Genomic DNA, 20,572 nt, shown 5'->3' with positions numbered 1-20,572 from the left:
GTATGAATAAGACTAATAGTAGTGCACATTTAAACTTCCAAGCAAAGTTTCTAATGATAGCTTTTTTGATAGGTCTGTTCGTAGTTTTGCTTATATCAGTTATCTCACTAAATGGCTTAAAACAAGACTATGATAATAGCTTCCCAAAGCCAGCAGATGAAACTTATGTCTTAACTCAGCTTAGGGCTATATTTTTTAGATACGCAGCCAACTCAGATCCAACTAAAACACTTGATATAAACGCCATCAACCACGTATGGAACAGATACAAAAGTAATATATCAGATGAGTACAGCTTTTATGCTTTTAATAAAAGCTTATATCAAAGAATCTTTTTAAACAAACACTACTCACAGCTAACAGAGTTAGAAGCTGAAAAAAAAGAAGCTACAGATAAGATAGACTATCTTATAAAAGACTTAGAGGCTAGACAAAGTAGCGATATTGACAGTTTAGGAGTTTATGCACTAGGGGATATTTTGCAGATTAAAGGGGCACAGATAATAACACTAGCCCTAAAAACTTCAGAGATAGCCCAAAAGATATCAGGCATAGAGTACGCTACTACTAATGAGTTTTATAAAAGCGTGCTACACGCCCTTTTGGCCTTTGCTTTAAGCGTCTTTATCATGGTTTTTATGTCAACTCGTCTAACTTTAGAATCTATTAAAAATCTAAACAAGCTTTTAAACCTAGATCTAAACGAAGCAAACGAACAGCTAAAAGAGCTAAACACCCATCTTGAGCAAAAGGCTATGGATCTAGCCACAGATCTACGCGTAAAAGATGCCATACTTTATCAACAGTCCCGCCTTGCAAGCATGGGAGAAGCCATACAAAATATAGCCCATCAGTGGCGCCAGCCTCTTGGTGCTTTAGTGCTTTTACTTCAAACTTTAGAGATTAAAAGTAAAAAGGGCACTTTAACTCCTGAGCTTCTAGCAGAAAAAGTGCAGTATGGTAAAGATATAGCAAGAAGTATGAGTGAGACTATAGATACCTTTAGGGGCTTTTTGAAGCCTGATTCAACCGTAACTAGTTTTGCACTAGATGAAGCACTTAAAGATTCTATAACGCTTATGAAGCCAACCTTTGAAGACTTAAACATAGCAGTAGAGTGCAACTTAGAAGAAAGGCTTTTATTTGTAGGGCAAAAAAGTGCCCTAGCCCAGATCATAATGGTCTTTTTGCAAAACGCAAAAGATGCTTTAATAGCTAATGAGATAGTTGATAAAACTTGCTATATAGACCTTAAAAAAGATGGAGGCTACGCCATCATAACTTGTGAAGATAACGCAGGTGGGATAAAAGATGATGTTATAGATAGAGTTTTTGAGCCCTACTTTACAACAAAGCATAAAAGCAGTGGCACAGGAGTTGGACTTTATATAGTTGATCAGCTTACTAGGGAAGTTTTAAGAGGGGAAGTAAGTGTAAGAAACGGCAAAAAAGGCGCTGTGTTTACCTTAAAGCTTTCACTTCAAGAAACACAACTTACAAAGGTATAAGATAAAGATATAAAGCCTTAGTCTTAACTTCCACTCTTGTATACATAAAGCACTTAATCTAATAACACAAAAGTAGCACTCCATAAGCCACAGTCACACTTGTCCTACTTGCCTTAACTACTTTAAACATAACAATAAAACCTCTCGCCTTCTTGAGATATCTTTACGCGGTCGCCTATTTTTAGATTCTGTCCTTTTGGGAAGGCTTTTAGAGTTATAGACTTACATAAAACTAAAGCCATAGAATCTTCAAAAGCAACTATGTTTCCATAAAGCACAAAGCTGTTAAACTCAGTCTTATTGAGATTTAAAAGACTATCGCTTCTTACTATTCTCCCATTTTCTAGCTGGAGTAAGTAATCAGACATAGTATTTATCTCATCTATATCATGGCTTACTAAAAAGGCTGTGATGTTAAGCTTTTCTAAGATCATCTTAAACTCATTTTGCAAGGCTATGCGGAGGTCTGTGTCAAGGGCTGAAAAAGGCTCATCTAAAAGCAAGATTCTGGGTTTGCTTATAAGTGCTCTTGCAAGGCTTACCCTTTGTGCCTCGCCTCCACTTATCTTATATATGCTTTTATCTAGCAAGTGACCTATCTTTAGCAAGCTAACTATAGAATCTAAGTCTTTTTTATCTTCTTCTTTTCTAGCTCCAAAGAGGATATTTTTTTTGACATTTAAGTTAGGCAAGAGGGCGTAGTGCTGAAAGACAAAGCCACACTTTCTATCTTGTGCTTTTAGTCTTATCTTATCTTTAGTGCTTTCAAAAGTTGTCTCTCCTATCTGTATAACTCCACTATCTACATTATCAAGACCAGCTATAAGTCGCAAGACGCTACTTTTACCAGCTCCAGATTCTCCAAATATGGATATACACTTATAGTCTTTAAGGCTTACTTTTATATCTAGTGTAAGGTTTGCATTTATCTTTTTTGTAAAGTCTAGGTTTATAAGCACTAAAGCCTTCCTTTTTTGCCAGACTTCTTCGTAAAGTAGATAACTACTAGCAAAAGTATAAAGCTTATGATTAAAAGTATGAAGGCGTAAGCGTTTGCTGTAGCAAAGTTGCCAGCATCAGTTTCTGTAAAGATGGCTATACTTGCTACCCTCGTGCTTCCGGGTCTATCACCACTTATCATAGAGACTACGCCAAACTCACCTAAAGTATGTGCAAAACTTGTAGTTATACCAAGGATTAGATTAGGTTTGATATTAGGCAAAAGCACTTTAAAAAAAGTATATATCCTTCCTTTTCCCAGCGTGTAGCTAACTTCTTTATAGTAGCTTGGAATCTCTTTTAGCCCAGACTTTATTGGATTAACCATAAAAGGCAAGGAGTAGACTATACTTGCTACTACTAAGCCACTAAAGCTAAAGGCTAGCTCTATATTAAGATGATTTAAAAACTTGCCAAAAAGTGACTGTGGGGAAAATGCGACTAAAAAGTAAAAGCCAAGTACTGTAGGGGGTAAAGCCAAAGGCATCCAAGTGAGTGTTTCTACAACTAACCTAAGCTTGGTATCTTTTTGTGCTATATAAGCACCAAGCAAGATACCAATTGGGATTAAAATAAGCGTTGAGATAAAAGATAGCTTAATAGTAAGCCATATAGTTTCAAAAAATGCGGAATCAAGAGTGGATAGATTAAACTCTAACATCTTTAGTAGAGCTTAAGAGTTATCGTTATCTACATATGAGCCATAACTCATGATCTTGGCGTATCTATGAGATACAAAGTCGCTATCTTCTCTTATCTGTCTTAAAGATTCTAGAAAATAGTGTTTAATGGCATTTGCCGCTTCTTGCTTGTTTCTATGGGCTGCGTTTAATGGCTCTTTGATAATGTCATCTATTAAGTGGGCATTTTTAAGCTCAGTTGGAGTTATCTTCATAGCCTTAGTTGCAGCCTCTATCTTTGAAGGGTCATTCCAAAGTATGGCAGCACATCCTTCTGGTGATATAACACTAAAGATAGAATACTCCATCATAGCAAGTCTATCAGCCACTGCTATAGCTAATGCACCACCACTCCCACCTTCACCTATGACAACAGAGATAGTGGGAACTTTTAGCACTGAAAACTCTTGTAAGTTTTTGGCTATAGCCTCACTTTGACCTCTTTCTTCGGCACCAAGTCCCGGATAAGCCCCCGGAGTGTCAACTAGCATAAGTATAGGTATATCAAACTTTTCAGCCATTTTAGCTAGCCTTAAAGCCTTTCTATAGCCTTCAGGATGGGGCATACCAAAGTTACGTGCAAGTTTATTTTTAGTGCCACGCCCTTTTTCTTCGCCTATGACTAATACCCTTTCATCTTCTATATAGCCAAGATGACAAACTATAGACTTATCATCTTTAAAGTGTCTATCTCCACTTATCTCTTGGGAGTTAGTCATCATAAGTTCCATATAGTCAAGTGCGTAAGGTCTATCAGGATGGCGTGCTAACTGAAGTCTTTGATAGTCATTAAGATTAGAGTAGACCTTAGTAAGCTCTTTTTCTAGGTCTTTTATTAGTATATTTTTAGCTGCCTCGTCATTTTTGACAGAGGCCTCATCTATATCATCTTGTAAGCTTTTTAGCCTTTGTTCAAAGTCTAAATAAACTGCCATATAAGTTTACGCTTCGCATCTTTTAAAGATAACAACGCCATTAGTCCCACCAAAACCAAATGAGTTGCTCATAACAAAGTTTAAATCTTTCTTTCTAGCGACATTAGGTATATAGTCTAAGTCGCACTCTGGGTCTTTTTCGAACTGATTAATAGTTGGAGGCATAGTATTAGCCTCTAAAGCAAGAAGTGATATAACAGCTTCTATAGCACCAGCAGCACCTAGACAGTGACCTATCTGACCCTTCGTAGAACTAACTGGAGGCACACCCTCTGGGAAGGCGTGTCTTAGTGCTTGTGTTTCAAACAAGTCGTTATAACCTGTGCTTGTACCATGGGCATTAATATAGTCTATCTTCATGTCTGGATATTTCTTCTTAGTCATGTCCATAGCCGCCTTCATAGCCCTATAAGCACCTTCACCACCCGGAGCCGGAGTAGTTATATGATTAGCATCACTACTTTCTCCAAAGCCTACTATCTCACCATAGATCTTAGCACCCCTTGCCTTAGCTAAGTCATAGTCTTCAAGCACTAAAGCACCAGCACCTTCACCCATGACAAAGCCATCTCTATCTTTATCAAAAGGTCTACTCGCTGTTTTTGGATCATCATTTCTAGTGCTAAGTGCCCTCATAGCAGCAAATCCACCTATGCCAACTGGACATATAGCAGACTCCGCTCCTACTACTAAAACCCTATCAGCACCATCTAAAGCTATAGTTTTGATAGCATCTATAATGGCGTGAGTTCCTGCCGCACAAGCAGTTACACAAGATAGATTAGGCCCTTTGATATTAAACTCTATAGATGCAAAACCACTTAGCATATTAACTAAGGCTGAAGGTATGAAAAAAGGTGTTACCCTTTTAGGTCCTTTATCGTGGCAAGCTATAGAGTTAGCTTCGATATTACCCAAACCTCCTATACCAGAAGCACTGCAAATCCCAAATCTATCTCTAAGCTCTTCTTTTACCTTACCCTCAGAATCTAACAACCCACTTTCTTCCAAAGCTTCCTTAGCAGCTAGTAATCCAAGCTGGATAAAACGATGCGCTTTTTTAAAATCCTTAGGATTTAAAACAACCTCTGGGTCAAAGTTAGTAATCTCTGCTGCAATCTGTACGGGGAACCCCTCCACATCAAAGCTTTCTATCTTTTTAACTCCACTTTCACCAGCCACTATTCTTGGGAAGGATGTCTCCTTATCAAGTCCTAGGGCATTCACCATGCCAAGACCTACAACAGCTATTCTTCGCACATATTCTCCTTAACTATCTTAAAGATCCTACTTCACATTTTTAGCAATGTAGTCTACAACGTCACTTACCTTCTTTATCTTCTCAGCTTCTTCATCAGGAATTTCTATATTGAACTTTTCTTCTAAAGCCATTATAAGTTCTACCACATCCAAAGAATCTGCATTTAAATCTTTTACGAACTCAGACTCTGGTTTTACTGCTTCTAAATCTACGCTTAGGTTTTGTGATACTAATTCGGCTACTTGTTGGAAAATCTCCGTACTCATTTTAAAAACTCCTCTTTATATTATTAATTTTGCAAAATTGTATCTAAAATAAAAAAATAAGGGCATATACCCGCTTATCTAAGCAGATATATAGCATACATTAATTTTTCTTAACTTTTTATAATTGGATGACAAAACCTCAAAGCCTTTAATTGCTTCTTTATTACTTCAGTGCCTTGTAACCATACTCTGCAAAGATTTTTTGTCCTTTAGGACTTAGGATAAAGTCATAAAACTCCTTAGCCAAAGCTTTATTATCGCTGCTATTTAGTATACTCATAGCTTGTTTTATAGGAGAGTACAGCTTGCTATCTACTACTAAAATGCTTGCGTTTTTCTGGGATCTAACCATAGAAAGTGCATTAAAGCCAATTTGTGCATTACGAGAGATGACATATTGATTGGCCTGAGATATGGAAAGAGCAGTTGCTATTTTAGATTCTACCTTGCTATAAAGCCCACTATTTTTTAAAGCCTCTAGGGCTGCTCTACCATAAGGTGCAGTTTGAGGATTAGGAAGGGCTATATTTTTAGCTTTTAACATGTCATCTAGCGAAGTTACCTTCATATCGCCATCACTCCATAAAACTAAGATTCCTTGTGTGTAGACTACTGGCTTAGTGGCAAGCTTTGCCTCATAAAGCTTATTAGGGAAACTTTCATCAGCTGATATAAAAAGATCTGCTTTTAGACCCTGTGTGACTTTTGCATAAAGCCTTCCACTTGCATCAAAGGTTATCTCCATAGTATCTTTTGGGTGCTCTTTTAAAAAGGCAGTTTTAACATCTTGTAAAACATACCTCAAGTTAGCCGCTGCTAATATCTCTAAGTGACTTGCAAAAAGTGAGTTAACTCCAAGTAGTGCAACTATTGCTGCTTTCATAAAAAACTTCATCTTTACTCCTGAACTGTTAAAAAGTTTAAGATTCCATTCTACTAACAAAGCTAAAAAAGTAAAAATTATTTTTAAGTTTAAAATATGAGTTTTTGGCTTGATTTTTTAGATAAAAAAGTAAAACTTCCTCATTTAGTGCAAATCTTTTAACCAAAGACAGGCTTTTTGATAGCTATATAACAAAATGCAGATTCTAAGTAAAAAGTTTTTACTTGAAGTTGACTGAGAAATTTTTAAAGTAGATGGATTTAAGACTAGTGGTTTAAGAAGTGCTTAGGTGATAAATATGATATAGGTAGATGTAGGCAAAAACTAAAATGAAAGTGACTAAAAATGTGCCTTACTTGTAGCTTTTTAGAATCTAATCTAGCAACCTACTCTAACTAAGCCATCCTAACTAAACTAGCCTTAGCTAAATCTAGACTGCTTTCTTGCGTCAAGTCCCCTTTTTACAGCCCTTTCTAGCTCACTAGTCATGTCTGGATTAAGTGCTTGTAGTTTTTTTTGAGTGCCTAGGATGATGTCTTTAGTGGCATTTCTATGCAAGGCTAGGGCTATAAGGATGTTTTTTAACTGTATCTTACTTGGAGCAAGCTCATCATAGTGCTGCATAAACTTATCTATAGCTTCTTGTAAGTCTGCAGCACTACTAGTTCTAGAATCTAAAACTACCATGACATTTTGCAAGCCAAAATATTCATGCTCCTTCAATGGGATAACTTTTTTGGTAGGCTTTACTAACACAAACTTAAATAAGGCAAATAAAAACAAGCCTACAACGACCACAAAGCAGATGATGATAAAGATGACTTGTTCCACAAAAACCTCACTTAATTTGGCACAGCTAGCAAGATTTTATCACAAATACCTTTTGGCGTTCAAAATTCACGCTATATTCAAGACCAAAACGGCATGATTTGCCACTTAGGACAATTAAAGGAGTAAAATATAACCAAAATACTTAACTTAAAATTTTAGTCCTTGAGGTAATAGAGCATATGCAAGATATAGAGTTAGAATCTAAAAAAGATACCTTTGAATCCCCCCCCCCCCCCATCAACAACCTAAGTCAAAAAGATATCGATAAGATGAAGATAGCCATACTCTACATAGCCACTGGGCGATATGATGTATTCTTTGAAGACTTCTATAAATCTATGGAAAAGTTTTTTATAAAAGATGCTAGTAAGCACTACTTTGTATGGACAGATTCTAAAAAGATAGAAACTAATGGCAATATAACTAAGATCTACCAAGAAAAACTTGGCTGGCCTTATGATACTTTGCTTCGTTATGACATGTTTTGGAAGATAAAAGATGAGTTATCTAACTTTGACTACATCTTTTTCTTTAATGCAAATATGGTAGTAAAACAAGAGATTTTTAAAGATGAATTTTTACCAGATACTAAATCTGGCTTAGTTGGCTGCTTGCATCCGGGATTTATAAAGATAGGACTAGACTTAAAGATATATCCTTCAAGAAATGCTAAGAAATTTACCTATGATAAAAATCCAAAATCTTTAGCCTTTATAGAAGAAGGTAGGGGAAGTGCCTACTACGCTGGAGGGCTAAATGGTGGAAGCAAGGACGCATATCTTAAGCTTATAAAGACTTTAAAAGATAATATCCAAACAGATATGGATAATGGCGTAACTGCTTTATGGCACGATGAAAGTCATATCAATAAATACTTTTTAGACAAAGAGATAAAAGCCTTATCTAGTATGTTTTTAAAGCCTGAAGGATGGTATTTTAATATAGATAAAGCTTTTGTGATGGATGAAGAGTGCATGCAAGATGGGCTAAAAAGAAAAGAGTTTACTGAAAATCTATGCAGCAAAGCTACTCTTATCCCACGTGATTTGCTAATAAAACTACTTGAAAAACAGTATGGGTTTAAAAACTATGAAAGTAGATATCACTTTATGAAAGATGCTATAAATGACTACTTTGACCTTGAAAAACACACAAAAATCTTACTTCTTGATAAGGCTAATCCAAAGTATGGAGGGCATGCTTACTTAAGGGGAGAAAAACGCTTTAAGTCCATCTCCATAGAGTACCGCTTTAAGAGTATAAAAACATTAAAAAAGATAGCTTCTTCAATAAAGGCTAAGCTTAAGAGGTTTAAAAGTCTAAGATAAAAGCTATGCCAATGATAAATTGGCAATAGATTCTAAGTATGGAATCTAATAAAGATTTTATACTTTAAAATTTCAAAATTGGATATTTAAGCCCCAACCTCCCTTGACTGGGCAAGAGAGGTTAGGATACGTTATGTAAAGAGACTAGAGAAGTAAAAACTTAGCTTTTTCTCTTTTCTACTATCTCTTTAGCTATATTGTTTGGAACTTCACCATAGTGGTTAAACTCCATAGTATAAGTTCCACGACCTTGAGTAGCTGACCTAAGATCTGTAGAGTAACCAAACATCTCAGCTAGTGGCACATGTGCGTTAACTAGCTTTAAGCCCATCCTATCATCCATAGAATTTATTTGACCTCTTCTTCTGTTAAGATCTCCTATAACATCGCCCATATACTCTTCTGGCACTTCTACTTCAACCTTCATCATAGGCTCTAAAAGCACAGGTTTTGCAGCACGGCAAGCTTCTTTAAACGCCATAGATCCAGCTATCTTAAATGCCATCTCTGAGCTATCCACTTCATGGTAGCTTCCATCATATAAAGTAACCTTGCAGTCCACTACTGGATAACCAGCTAGCACACCACTTTGCATAGCTTCTTGTATACCTTTATCAACTGCTGGGATATACTCCTTAGGTATAACACCACCACTGATGTTGTTTACAAACTCATAGCCAGTGCCAGCCTCTTTAGGCTCAAGCTTGATAAATACATGCCCATACTGACCACGACCACCTGACTGCTTAGCATACTTGTGCTCTTTGTTGACAGAATCTCTAATAGTTTCTCTAAAAGCAACTTGAGGTTGACCTATCTCTGCTTCTACCTTAAACTCTCTTTTTAGTCTATCAACGATGATTTCTAAGTGAAGCTCACCCATACCGCCAATTAGCGTTTGACCTGTTTCTTCTTGAGTGCTTACTCTAAAGCTTGGATCTTCTTCGGCTAGTTTTCCTAGTGCTACGCTCATCTTTTCTTGATCAGCCTTAGTTTTTGGCTCAACTGCGATTTGGATAACTGGCTCTGGGAACTCCATCCTTTCTAGGATAACTGGTGCTTTTTCACTACAAAGTGTATCACCAGTTAGAGTATCTTTAAGTCCAACAAAAGCACAGATTTCTCCGGCGTAAACTTCTTTTATATCTTCTCTTTTGTTAGAGTGCATTTTTAAAAGACGGCCAACACGTTCTTTTTTGCCTTTAGTTGAGTTAAGCACATAGCTTCCAGATTCCAACTTGCCTCTATAGACACGAACGAAAGTTAGCTGACCAACAAAAGGATCTGTCATTATCTTAAATGCAAGTCCTGCAAACTCGCCACTATCTGAAGACTCAACATGCACTTCTTCATCAGTCTTAGGATCTATGCCTTTTATGTTTACAACTTCAGTTGGGCTTGGTAAAAAGTCAACTACTGCATCTAGTAAAGTTTGCACACCTTTGTTTTTGAAAGAGCTTCCACAAAGCATAGGTATAAGTTCCATCTTCAAACAACCTGCTTTGATACCTTTTTTGATCTCTTCTTCAGTTAGATCTTCACCACCAAGATATTTTTCCATCAAGGCTTCATCTTGCTCGGCTGCTGCTTCTACCATCTTTTCGCGGTACTTTTTAGCTTCTTCTAGTAGCTCAGCTGGAATCTCTTCTATGTCGTATTTTGCACCCATAGTTTCATCATTCCAAACTATAGCTTTCATTCTAATTAAATCTATAACGCCTTTGAAGTTATCTTCAGCTCCTATAGGTATATTAATAGGTACTGGGTTGGCTTTTAGTCTGGTTTTGATTTGAGATTCCACGTTAAAAAAGTTAGCGCCGATTCTATCCATTTTGTTAACAAAAACCATTCTTGGGACGCCATACTTATTAGCCTGTCTCCAAACTGTCTCACTTTGAGGTTGCACGCCACCAACTGAGCAAAATACAGCCACAGCACCATCAAGCACACGCATAGATCTTTCAACTTCTATAGTGAAGTCAACGTGTCCTGGAGTATCTATGATATTTATTTGATAGTTTTTCCAAAAGCATGTAGTTGCCGCAGAAGTAATAGTTATACCTCTTTCTTTTTCTTGCTCCATCCAGTCCATAGTGGCCGCGCCATCATGTACCTCACCAATTTTATGACTTACACCTGTATAGAAAAGGATTCTTTCAGTTGTAGTTGTTTTACCTGCATCGATGTGAGCAGCGATTCCAATGTTTCTAATTTTATCTAGGGGGGTAGTTCTTGCCATTTTTTACCTACCAGCGATAGTGTGCGAAAGCTTTATTTGCTTCTGCCATTCTATGTATTTCTTCTTTTTTTCTAAAAGCACTGCCTCTATCATTAGCCGCATCAATTAGCTCATTAGCCAATCTATCAACCATAGTTCTTTCATTTCTCTTTCTAGTAGCTTCTAGTAACCATCTAATAGAAAGGCTTTGCTGTCTAACTGCTCTAACTTCAACTGGTACTTGATAGGTTGCTCCACCTACTCTTCTACTTCTAACTTCAACTAGAGGCTTAACTCTTTCTAAAGCTTTTTCAAAGATTTCTATACCTTTTTCGCCATTTTTTTCTTCTATCTTAGTGAAGGCTGCATAAATGATCTTTTCTGCGATACTTCTTTTACCGTCATACATCATTTTGTTTATGAATTTAGTAACTACTTTACTTCCATAAATTGGGTCACCTAAGATTTCTCTAACTGGAGCTTTTCTTCTTCTCATTTATTACCTACCTTTATATTATTTTTTAGCTGTATCTTTTTTAGCTTTTTTAGCACCATACTTACTTCTTGAAACAGTTCTTTTTGCGACACCAGCAGTATCTAGTGCACCACGGATAATGTGATACTTAACACCCGGTAAGTCTTTTACCCTACCACCACGAACTAGCACGATGCTGTGTTCTTGAAGGTTATGACCTTCACCCGGGATATAGCTAATAACTTCAAACTTAGAAGTAAGCCTTACTTTTGCAACTTTTCTTAACGCTGAGTTAGGTTTTTTAGGAGTTGTTGTATAAACACGAGTACAAACTCCTCTTCTTTGAGGACACTCTTGAAGAGCTGGTGACTTAGTCTTTTTGATAACCTTGCTTCTTTCTTTGCGAATCAATTGATTAATGGTTGGCACGAACTTTCCTTGTAAAATTAAAATTTTTGTTATTATACTTCAAAAGCCTAGTTTTTCTAGGCTAACCTCTAAGCTTAAATCTTACCTCGTCTAATCCTAAAGACTCTATCTTTGTACATACCAGTACCTACTGGTATCATGCGACCTAATACAACGTTTTCTTTCAAGTCTTCTAAGTGATCAGTCTTAGCAGCAATGCTGGCTTCGGCTAATACCTTAGTAGTCTCTTGGAAAGAAGCAGCTGATATTATAGAATCACTTCCAATAGACGCCCTAGTGATACCAAGTAGGGTTGGCTCAGCTATAGCTGGATCCCCACCTATTTTTAGTATCTTTTCATTTTCTTCTCTAAAGTGACGCTTACTTACAAGGTCACCTTCAACAAATTTTGTATTACCAGAATCTAGAATCTTAACTTGACGAAGCATCTGAGATACGATTATCTCTATATGCTTATCAGCTATGCTAACTCCTTGTCCACGGTAAACTTGCTGCACTTCACTGATGATATATTTGTGAAGTTCTTTTTCACCCTTAATCCTTAATATATCATGGCTTGAAATAGTACCATCAGTTAATGGCTCTCCAGCATAAACATTTTCACCATTATGAACTAGTATCTTTTTGGTTTTTTCATCCACAAAGTACTCAACCACACTTCCATCATTAGAAGTGATAACTATACGTCTTTTGTTTCTTACGTCTTTTCCAAAACTAACTAATCCATCTATCTCAGATAATACTGCCATATCTTTTGGCTTTCTAGCTTCAAAAAGCTCACTAACGCGCGGAAGACCCCCGGTGATATCCTTAGACTTGATGGCTTCTTTAGGTGTTTTAAAGAGTGTATCTGCTCTTTTTACCATATCCCCATCTTTTACTAAGATAGTACTTTTTGGAGATAGGTTATAAAACTTCTCAGTTCCATCTTCGCCAATAACTACTATCATAGGAGTGTAGCCTACAGGTATGTGATCATTAACTGCTAGGTATTTAACGTTAGAGATTCCATCTTTTTTGTCAGTCACTGTTGTGCCTTTGATGATATCTCTATACTGAACCTTACCGTTAATGTCTGATATAACTGGGTTGTTATAAGATTCCCACTTAGCTATAACAACTGCTTTGTTATTGCCTGTTGCTATTAAAGTATCTGCTTTAACTTCTGTGTCATTTTCCACTTGAAGCACAGATCCTCTAGCTATGTAGTATCTAGCTACTTCCCTATCGTTTCTTACAACTAGTGCATAAACACCTTTTTCATCCACAGTATAACCCACGCTAGCTTCTGCAAGTGGTGCTAGCTTGTCGGATTGAAGCATGCAAAACTTAACCACACCACCTTCGCCCGCAGTTATGTTTTTAGATATAGGCATATTATCTTCTACTAAAAGCTCACTAGCGTATGGAATCCTATTAGGTATATTCCATATCTCTTTAATGGTGTCTACTATGCTTGCACCAGCTTTTACACTATAGCCATCTTTGTGAGGTAAGAAAAGCTTACCATCTATCCTGCCATTAATACCTGCTAGGTCGTTATCTTTTGCAACGTCTGTTTTTCTTAAAGTGAACTTTTGTTCTTCTTTATCATTTTTAACAGTTAGCAAGACTTCATCACGCACTACTTCTAAAGTTAGGATTCCATCAAATGGCGCTTTTATACGAGGCTCAACTAATAATATAGCAGCCGCCCTTCTATTAGTAATGATATTTTGACCATTACTATTAACCTGTAAGTCTATGTTGTGATATCTGATAAAACCATCTTTAGTAGTGCTTATCTCAGTTTCACCTTGGCTAGCATTTGCAGTTCCCCCAACGTGGAAAGTCCTAAGAGTTAGCTGCGTTCCTGGCTCACCAATAGATTGTGCGGCTATAACACCAACTGCTTCTCCGGGCTTGCTCATCTTGCCTTCACCTAGATTTAGTCCATAACACTTAGCACAGATTCCCTTTAAGGCTTTACAAGTTGCAGGTGTTCTTATAGGCACTGACTTAACGCCTGCTTCTTTAACCCTTAAAGCTAAAGACTCAGTTACTAAAGTCCCTTCATGGATTAGTATCTCTTGAGATATAGGGTCTAGTATATCTTCAGCTACTACGCGCCCTAAGATTCTTTCTTCTAAAGCCTCTATGACTTCATTACCAACGACTATATCAGAACACTCTATGCCTTCGTGAGTTCCACAGTCATCCATAGTTATCTTCATGTTTTGAGAGACATCTATAAGTTTTCTTGTTAGATAACCTGCGTTTGAAGTTTTAAGCGCTGTATCTGCAAGACCTTTTCTAGCACCATGCGTTGATATAAAGTACTCTAAAACATTTAGGCCTTCTTTAAAGTTAGAAAGTATTGGTGTTTCTATGATGCTTCCATCTGGTTTTGCCATAAGACCACGCATAGCTGAAAGCTGACGTATCTGGGCTGCACTACCTCTAGCGCCAGAATCTGCCATCATGTAAATAGAGTTAAAGCCATCTTTATCAAGACGCACTCTTTCCATCATCTCAGCACCCATCTTATTGCTTGTTTCTGTCCAGATATCTATTATCTTATTGTGCTGTTCGGCTGAAGTTAAAGCACCTTTATCTAGGAATCTACACTCATCGTGGATTCTGATTTTTGCTTTTTCTATAAGCTCAGCTTTTGAAGGAGGCACTATAATATCGCTTGCTGATATTGAGATACCTGCTTTTGTAGCATACTTAAAGCCTAGATTTTTAAGATTATCTAAGAAGTTAGCTGTGATTCCAACTCCACCTTCTTTATACACACAATCAATAAGATTAGATATATCTTTTTTCTTTAAGATTCTATTCCAAAGATCTGTAGGCACAAAGTCTGGAAGTATAGACTTAACGACCATACGCCCTGCCGTAGTTTCTAGCTTTTTGCCATCTTCTACTACATAGATTCTACTGTTGATATCAAGATCACCAGAATCTAGTGCGATTTGAATCTCATTAAAGTTAGCAAACAGCTTATGCTCACCTTTAGTGTTCTTTCTAACCAAAGACATGTAATAAAGCCCCAAAACCATATCTTGACTAGGTACCGCAACTGGCTTACCACTAGCTGGAAGTAAGATGTTCATGGAACTAAGCATCAAGACTTTACACTCAGTTATAGCCTCTTGGCTTAAAGGAACGTGTACTGCCATCTGGTCACCATCAAAGTCAGCATTAAAGGCTGAACAAACTAGTGGGTGAAGCTGTATAGCCTTACCATCTATTAATCTAGGGTGGAAAGCTTGAATAGACTGCTTATGCAAAGTAGGTGCACGGTTTAGCATGATAGGATAACCCTTAATTATCTCTTGTAAGCATTCCCATACTACATCTTCTTTATCATCTAGCATCTTCTTAGCAGACTTTAGATTTTTCACATAGCCTTTTTCTTCTAGCTTTGCTAGTAAGTGTGGTTTGAAAAGCTCTAGTGCCATATTTTTAGGCAAGCCACACTCATCCATTCTTAGATTTGGTCCTACAACGATAACGCTACGTCCAGAGAAGTCAACCCTTTTACCAAGTAGGTTTTGTCTAAAGCGTCCTTGCTTACCTTTTATGATCTCACTTAAAGATTTAAGCGGGCGTTTATTAGCACCTTTTACAGCATTGCCATTTTTACCATTATCAAATAAGGCATCTACTGCTTCTTGAAGCATCCTTTTTTCATTTCTTACAATGATTTCTGGTGCATCTAGCTCTAGTAGCTTTTTAAGCCTTTGGTTACGGTTTATAACTCTTCTATAAAGATCGTTTACATCACTTACTGCAAACTTACCACCATCAAGAGAAACAAGTGGTCTTAGATCTGGTGGAAGCACAGGCAAGATACTAAGCATCATCCACTCTGGTCTGTTATCAGAGTTCAAGAAAGCTTCCACTATCTTTAAACGCTTGATGATGGACTTCTTCCTAGCTTCAGAGTTGGTGTTTTTAACCTCTAACTTAAGCACAGTTAGCAGTTCTACTAAGTCTAGCTCTTCTAGCAGTTCTTTTACAGCAGCTCCACCCATTTGTGCTTTAAAGCCAGTGTGACCAAAGTGCTCATTTATATTGTTATACTGCTCTTCATTTAAGATATCAAACTTAGCTACTTTTTTAGTAGATTCGTTATCATAGTACGCATCTCCGGGCTCTTTTACTATATAAGCTTCATAGTAAAGCACGCGCTCTAAGTCTTTCATCTTAACGCCTAGAAGTGTTCCTATACGACTAGGGAGAGAGTTTACATACCAAATGTGTGCTACTGGAGTTACTAGCTCTATATGCCCCATACGAGAACGTCTTACTTTAGAAGTAGTTACTTCAACTCCACACTTATCGCAGATGATATCTTTGTAGCGGCCTTTTTTATACTTTCCACAACTACACTCATAGTCTCTTACTGGTCCAAAGATTTTGGCACAAAAAAGACCATCCCTTTCAGGTTTTAAAGTCCTATAGTTTATAGTCTCTGGCTTTTTAACCTCACCGTGACTCCAAGATCTTATCTTTTCTGGACTTGCTAGGACTAGCTGCAGCGCATTAAAGTCTTTTGGTCTTTCTTTTTCAGTGATTTCTATTAGCTTTGGACGGCCATTTTCATCAAGATCGTTACTATAGACGTTTACATCAAGTGCTAAAGACTGAAGTTCTTTTGTTAAAACATAAAATGTCTCAGGTATCTCAGAATCTCCTACGTGTTCGCCTTTAGTTATAGCGAAGTAGGCTTCTTTTCTGCCTTTAACATCATCTGATTTTATAGTTAACATCTCTTTTAGAGTATGCGCAGCACCGTATGCTTCTAGTGCCCAAACTTCCATCTCACCAAATCTTTGACCACCAAAAAGTGCTTTACCACCAACTGGTTGTTGTGTTACAAGGCTGTAAGTTCCAGTACTTCTAGCGTGCATTTTTTCATCAACAAGGTGGTGAAGTTTTAGCATGTAGATATAGCCGACATTAACCTTTTCTTTTATCTTTTCACCAGTTTTTCCATCATAAAGCTCAGTCTTTCCATCCATAGAAATCTTTGCCATTTTGAATAATCTATCAAACTTTTCTTGTGAGATACCTTCAAAAACTGGTATGGCGAACTTAACTCCATTACTCCAATCACGTGCGTAAGATAAAAGCTCTTCATTGCTTATCTTTTCTAGTTGTGAACAAAGCTCATTATCTTCATTTACAACTTTGGCGATTTCTACCATCTTAGTTCGCAAAGCATCTAAAAAGCCATCTTTTACATTATCTAGCTCAGTTTGTATCTGCTTGCCTAACTCTTTACCTACAAGTCCTAAGTGCACTTCTAGAATCTGTCCTATGTTCATACGACTAGGAACCCCTAGTGGGTTTAAGATGATATCTACTGGAGTGCCATCAGCAGTATAAGGCATATCTACTTCTGGAACTATGTTACTTACTATACCTTTGTTACCGTGACGCCCAGCCATCTTGTCACCAACTTTTAGCTTACGCTTAGTTGCTATATAGATTTTTACTAGTTTTACTACGCCATTTTGTAATATGTCATCTTTTTCTAAAATCGCAAGCTTTTCTTCGTGCTCTTCACCCAAAGTCTTTTTTTGCTCTAAGAAGTTAGACTTAATTTGCTCATACTTTAACTGCACAGCTTTTGGATAGTGTTTAATTAGTGTATTTAAAGAGTAACGATTGATTTTTAAAAGTTCATCTCTTGAAAGACACTCACCTTTTTTGTATTTCACGCCATTTACTTCAGCATCAAGACTTAACTTTTCTTTAGAAAGCATAAGACTTATACGCAAACCTTCTTCTTTATCAAGCATTAAAAGTCTGTCATTATTTTCTATATCAAGCACTCTTTTTTCTTGCTCATAGGCACTAATAGCCCTTGCATCTTTTTCGTAGCCTTTTTTAGTGAATATTTTCACATCAACGACATAGCCTTCCATGCTTTGTGGGCAAAGTAAAGACTTATCAACTACATGGCCTGCTTTTTCACCAAAGATAGCTCTAAGTAACCTTTCTTCAGGAGTAGGCTTAACTTCACCTTTTGGAGAAACCTTACCTACTAGTATCATACCGCCAGTTACATAGGTTCCAATTTTTACGATACCACTTTTATCAAGGTGGGCTATATCTTCTTCTTTGACATTAGGAAGATCTGCAGTTATCTCTTCTATTCCATGTTTTAGCTCTCTTGCTTCAACTTCTTTTTCATAGATATGTATAGAAGTAAAAGCATCCTCGCGAATTAGCTTTTCATTTATAACGATGGCATCTTCAAAGTTATATCCATTCCAAGGCATGAAAGCAACGCGTACATTTTTACCTAGTGCTAACTCACCATGCTCCATAGAAGGACCATCAGCTATTATCTGTCCTTCTTCAACTACGTCACCTTCTCTAACTATAGGGTGCTGAGTAAAGCTAGTATTTTGGTTAGTTCTCATATTTTTTTGCATAGAGTAGCTATCTATATAAACACCATCTTCACTTTCACCTAGCACGTAGATATTTTTACCATCTACTTTTTCTACTATCCCATTTCTTTTAGCTTTGATGGCTTCCCAAGAATCTCTAGCGATTATCTTTTCTATACCGGTTCCAACTATTGGCGCATCTGGGATTAGTAAAGGCACAGCCTGACGTTGCATGTTTGACCCCATCAAAGCACGGTTAGCATCATCGTGCTCTAAGAAAGGTATCAAAGAAGCAGCAACACCTACTAGCATTCTAGGGCTTAGGTCTATTAGAGTAATCTTACTTTTTTCATTTAAAACTATCTCACCACCTACTCTAGTTTCTATCCTTTCTTCTTCTAGGACTTTGTTGCCGTCATTTTCTATAACTTCCCTAGTTTGTACAACTATATTGCCCTCATTATCTACCTTAGTACTAGCTGGGGCTACTACGTGTCCATCTTCTTGAGTAGCAGTTAGATAAACTACTTCATCAGTTACTTTTCCATCTATAACTTTTCTATAAGGCGCTTCTATAAACCCTAACTCATTAACTCTAGTAAAGGTTGAAAGGGTGTTTATAAGACCTATGTTTTGACCTTCTGGAGTTTCTATAGGACAGATTCTTCCATAGTGAGTTGGGTGAACGTCACGTGCTTCAAAGCCCACTCTTTCTTTTACAAGACCACCTTCACCAAGTGCAGAAAGTCTTCTTTTGTGAGTAACTTCTGAAAGTGGGTTGGTTTGATCCATAAACTGAGAAAGTTGCCCACCTGTAAAAAAGTCCATAATAGTACTTGTTATAACCTTAGCACTTATTAGGTCGTGAGGCATGATAGTGTCATAGCTTGTCTGAGAAGAAAGTTTTTCGCGGATAGATTTTTGCATCTTAACAAGACCTGAGTGAAGCTCATTAGCCAAAAGCTCACCTATTGCCCTAATCCTTCTATTACCCAAGTGGTCTCTATCATCAACTTTTGCAACTTTGTTTCTAACCTTCATTAGGTAGCTTATAGATTCTATGATATCTTCATGAGTTAAAACAGTTACATAATCAGGCACTTCAAGACCAAGCTTATGGTTCATCTTCATACGACCAACACGAGTTAAGTCATACTTTTCAGATTCAAAGAAAAGCTGTCTAAAGAAGCTATTAGCCATATCTTTTGGTACAGGCTCACCCGGTCTCATGACTTTATAGATTCTAACTCTTGCAAGCTCTACTTCACTATCTATCTTTTCTATCTGGCGAAGTAGTTTTAAAGACTCAGCATCAGCAGCAAAGGAGTTAATTATAGAATCATCATAGCCAGTGGCTGTGTGATTTATGATTTTTAGCTCTTTTGTTTCAGAGATAATCTTTTTAAGTTTGGCTTCATCAAGCTTAGTTAAAACATCATAGCTTACCTCGCCATCACTACCAACTATTGGCTCAGCTAAGTACTTATCAACTACTAACTTCGCAGGATACTCGACATACTCTATGCCTTTTTCTTTTAGCTCTTTTAAGCGTTTAGCCCCTAGTCTTTTGCCAGCTTCGATTATCTTTTCACCATGTTCATCAAACACATCCATCTCAGCACGACTTTCATACATGGCAGGATCAAATGGGATTAAGAACTTGTCTTTTTTAACTTTGATGCTTAAGGTTGGATAAAAGATTTTAACTATATCTTGTTTGCTATAGCCCATAGCCCTAAGCAAGATAGTTACAGGTACTTTTCTACGCTTATTAATACGCACAAACATTACGTTTTTAGAATCGTACTCAAAGTATAGCCATGCTCCCCTATCTGGGATTATCTGACCTGTGTAAATATCAGTGCTTGCAGTTGCAGAATCATCTTTTTTAAAGATGACGCCAGGACTTCTGTGAAGCTGGTTAACTACAACTCTTTCAACTCCATTTATGATAAAAGAGGTTCTATCAGTCATTAATGGAATCTCTCTTACATAGATTTGCTGCTCTTTTATATCTTTTGGGATGTTAGTGCCAGTTTTTTCATCTCTTTCATGAAGTATTAATCTAACTCTTATTTTTAAAGGTATGGCGTAAGTTATGCCTCTTTCCATAGCTTCTCTGATAGTATATTTAGGCTTACCAAATTCACAATCCACATATTCAAGCGTTACTTTATCATTACCATCGTGAATAGGAAAAATTGACTTTAGTATTTTTTCTATACCACTTTCTTTATTTTTAGTACTCCATAAAAAAGAGTTATAGCTATCTCTTTGTAAAAGTAGTAAGTTTGGAACCTCTAGATTTTTGGAATCTTTGGAAAAGTCAATCCTTAGCCTATTTTGCACTAATCTTTTATCCATTTT

General features: G+C 37.0%; 13 protein-coding genes. 2 read left to right on the top strand and 11 right to left on the bottom strand.

Annotation, left to right across the window (positions count from 1 at the left end; all coding sequences use genetic code 11):
* Window positions 1-2 precede the first annotated feature (2 nt).
* Window positions 3-1,508: a HAMP domain-containing sensor histidine kinase gene (locus BKH40_RS02340; protein WP_095276588.1), complete on the top strand. Its 1,506-nt coding sequence runs from the start codon at window positions 3-5 to the stop codon at window positions 1,506-1,508.
* Between the two features lie 122 nt (window positions 1,509-1,630).
* Here BKH40_RS02340 and BKH40_RS02335 read toward each other — a convergent pair whose 3' ends face one another.
* The 7 genes from BKH40_RS02335 to BKH40_RS08935 all read right to left on the bottom strand — a co-directional run bounded on the left by BKH40_RS02335 (window position 1,631) and on the right by BKH40_RS08935 (window position 7,363).
* Entirely contained in the window at window positions 1,631-2,467 is an 837-nt protein-coding gene (locus BKH40_RS02335) for an ATP-binding cassette domain-containing protein (RefSeq protein ID WP_095276585.1), read from the bottom strand.
* A complete protein-coding gene (gene modB, locus BKH40_RS02330; protein ID WP_095276583.1) occupies window positions 2,467-3,168 on the bottom strand; it encodes a molybdate ABC transporter permease subunit in 702 nt (233 codons plus the stop codon). The genes BKH40_RS02335 and modB overlap by 1 nt, the downstream gene beginning before the upstream one ends.
* Before the next feature lie 12 nt (window positions 3,169-3,180).
* Window positions 3,181-4,122: an acetyl-CoA carboxylase carboxyl transferase subunit alpha gene (gene accA / locus BKH40_RS02325; protein WP_095276580.1), complete on the bottom strand. Its 942-nt coding sequence runs from the start codon at window positions 4,120-4,122 to the stop codon at window positions 3,181-3,183.
* 6 nt (window positions 4,123-4,128) lie between these two features.
* Window positions 4,129-5,382 (bottom strand): beta-ketoacyl-ACP synthase II, encoded by a 1,254-nt coding sequence (locus BKH40_RS02320; protein WP_095276577.1) that lies wholly within the window; start codon window positions 5,380-5,382, stop codon window positions 4,129-4,131.
* A 27-nt stretch (window positions 5,383-5,409) separates the two neighbouring features.
* Window positions 5,410-5,649 carry an acyl carrier protein gene (gene acpP / locus BKH40_RS02315; protein ID WP_095276575.1) on the bottom strand — a complete coding sequence of 80 codons (240 nt, stop codon included), beginning with the start codon at window positions 5,647-5,649 and terminating at the stop codon, window positions 5,410-5,412.
* 163 nt (window positions 5,650-5,812) lie between these two features.
* Window positions 5,813-6,544, bottom strand: coding sequence for a molybdate ABC transporter substrate-binding protein (modA, locus tag BKH40_RS02310; RefSeq protein ID WP_095276572.1), 732 nt, complete (start codon window positions 6,542-6,544; stop codon window positions 5,813-5,815).
* A 408-nt stretch (window positions 6,545-6,952) separates the two neighbouring features.
* Window positions 6,953-7,363 carry a hypothetical protein gene (locus BKH40_RS08935; RefSeq protein WP_257842478.1) on the bottom strand — a complete coding sequence of 137 codons (411 nt, stop codon included), beginning with the start codon at window positions 7,361-7,363 and terminating at the stop codon, window positions 6,953-6,955.
* 179 nt (window positions 7,364-7,542) lie between these two features.
* On the opposite strand from BKH40_RS08935, the gene BKH40_RS02300 reads away from it, so the two are divergent.
* Window positions 7,543-8,691 (top strand): family 6 glucosyltransferase, encoded by a 1,149-nt coding sequence (locus BKH40_RS02300; RefSeq protein WP_095276569.1) that lies wholly within the window; start codon window positions 7,543-7,545, stop codon window positions 8,689-8,691.
* Window positions 8,692-8,851: 160 nt separating this feature from the next.
* Here the strand turns inward: BKH40_RS02300 and fusA are convergent, their stop codons facing one another.
* The 4 genes from fusA to rpoB form a co-directional block, all read right to left on the bottom strand.
* Entirely contained in the window at window positions 8,852-10,930 is a 2,079-nt protein-coding gene (gene fusA / locus BKH40_RS02295) for an elongation factor G (RefSeq protein ID WP_095276567.1), read from the bottom strand.
* Window positions 10,931-10,937: 7 nt separating this feature from the next.
* On the bottom strand, window positions 10,938-11,405 hold the full coding sequence (gene rpsG, locus BKH40_RS02290; protein ID WP_095276564.1) for a 30S ribosomal protein S7: 468 nt from the start codon (window positions 11,403-11,405) through the stop codon (window positions 10,938-10,940).
* An 18-nt stretch (window positions 11,406-11,423) separates the two neighbouring features.
* Complete coding sequence (gene rpsL, locus BKH40_RS02285) at window positions 11,424-11,813, bottom strand: 30S ribosomal protein S12 (RefSeq protein WP_095276561.1); 390 nt, start codon at window positions 11,811-11,813, stop codon at window positions 11,424-11,426.
* Between the two features lie 74 nt (window positions 11,814-11,887).
* A complete protein-coding gene (gene rpoB / locus BKH40_RS02280) occupies window positions 11,888-20,569 on the bottom strand; it encodes a DNA-directed RNA polymerase subunit beta (protein WP_095276559.1) in 8,682 nt (2,893 codons plus the stop codon).
* Window positions 20,570-20,572: the final 3 nt, after the last annotated feature.

Source organism: Helicobacter sp. 11S02629-2, from assembly GCF_002272875.1.
In the GTDB taxonomy this organism is placed as follows: Bacteria; Campylobacterota; Campylobacteria; order Campylobacterales; family Helicobacteraceae; genus Helicobacter_I.
Note: the sequence above shows the minus strand (reverse complement) of the source record. Positions and strands in the feature narration are given on the sequence as shown.

Bases quoted from the DNA above. Each gene is read 5' to 3' on its own strand.
- BKH40_RS02300 (WP_095276569.1), top strand. From the start codon at position 7,543: ATGCAAGATATAGAGTTAGAATCTAAAAAAGATACCTTTGAATCCCCC.
- modB (WP_095276583.1), bottom strand. From the start codon at position 3,168: ATGTTAGAGTTTAATCTATCCACTCTTGATTCCGCATTTTTTGAAACT.
- BKH40_RS02340 (WP_095276588.1), top strand. From the start codon at position 3: ATGAATAAGACTAATAGTAGTGCACATTTAAACTTCCAAGCAAAGTTT.
- rpoB (WP_095276559.1), bottom strand. From the start codon at position 20,569: ATGGATAAAAGATTAGTGCAAAATAGGCTAAGGATTGACTTTTCCAAA.
- acpP (WP_095276575.1), bottom strand. From the start codon at position 5,649: ATGAGTACGGAGATTTTCCAACAAGTAGCCGAATTAGTATCACAAAAC.
- rpsG (WP_095276564.1), bottom strand. From the start codon at position 11,405: ATGAGAAGAAGAAAAGCTCCAGTTAGAGAAATCTTAGGTGACCCAATT.
- accA (WP_095276580.1), bottom strand. From the start codon at position 4,122: ATGGCAGTTTATTTAGACTTTGAACAAAGGCTAAAAAGCTTACAAGAT.
- fusA (WP_095276567.1), bottom strand. From the start codon at position 10,930: ATGGCAAGAACTACCCCCCTAGATAAAATTAGAAACATTGGAATCGCT.
- modA (WP_095276572.1), bottom strand. From the start codon at position 6,544: ATGAAGTTTTTTATGAAAGCAGCAATAGTTGCACTACTTGGAGTTAAC.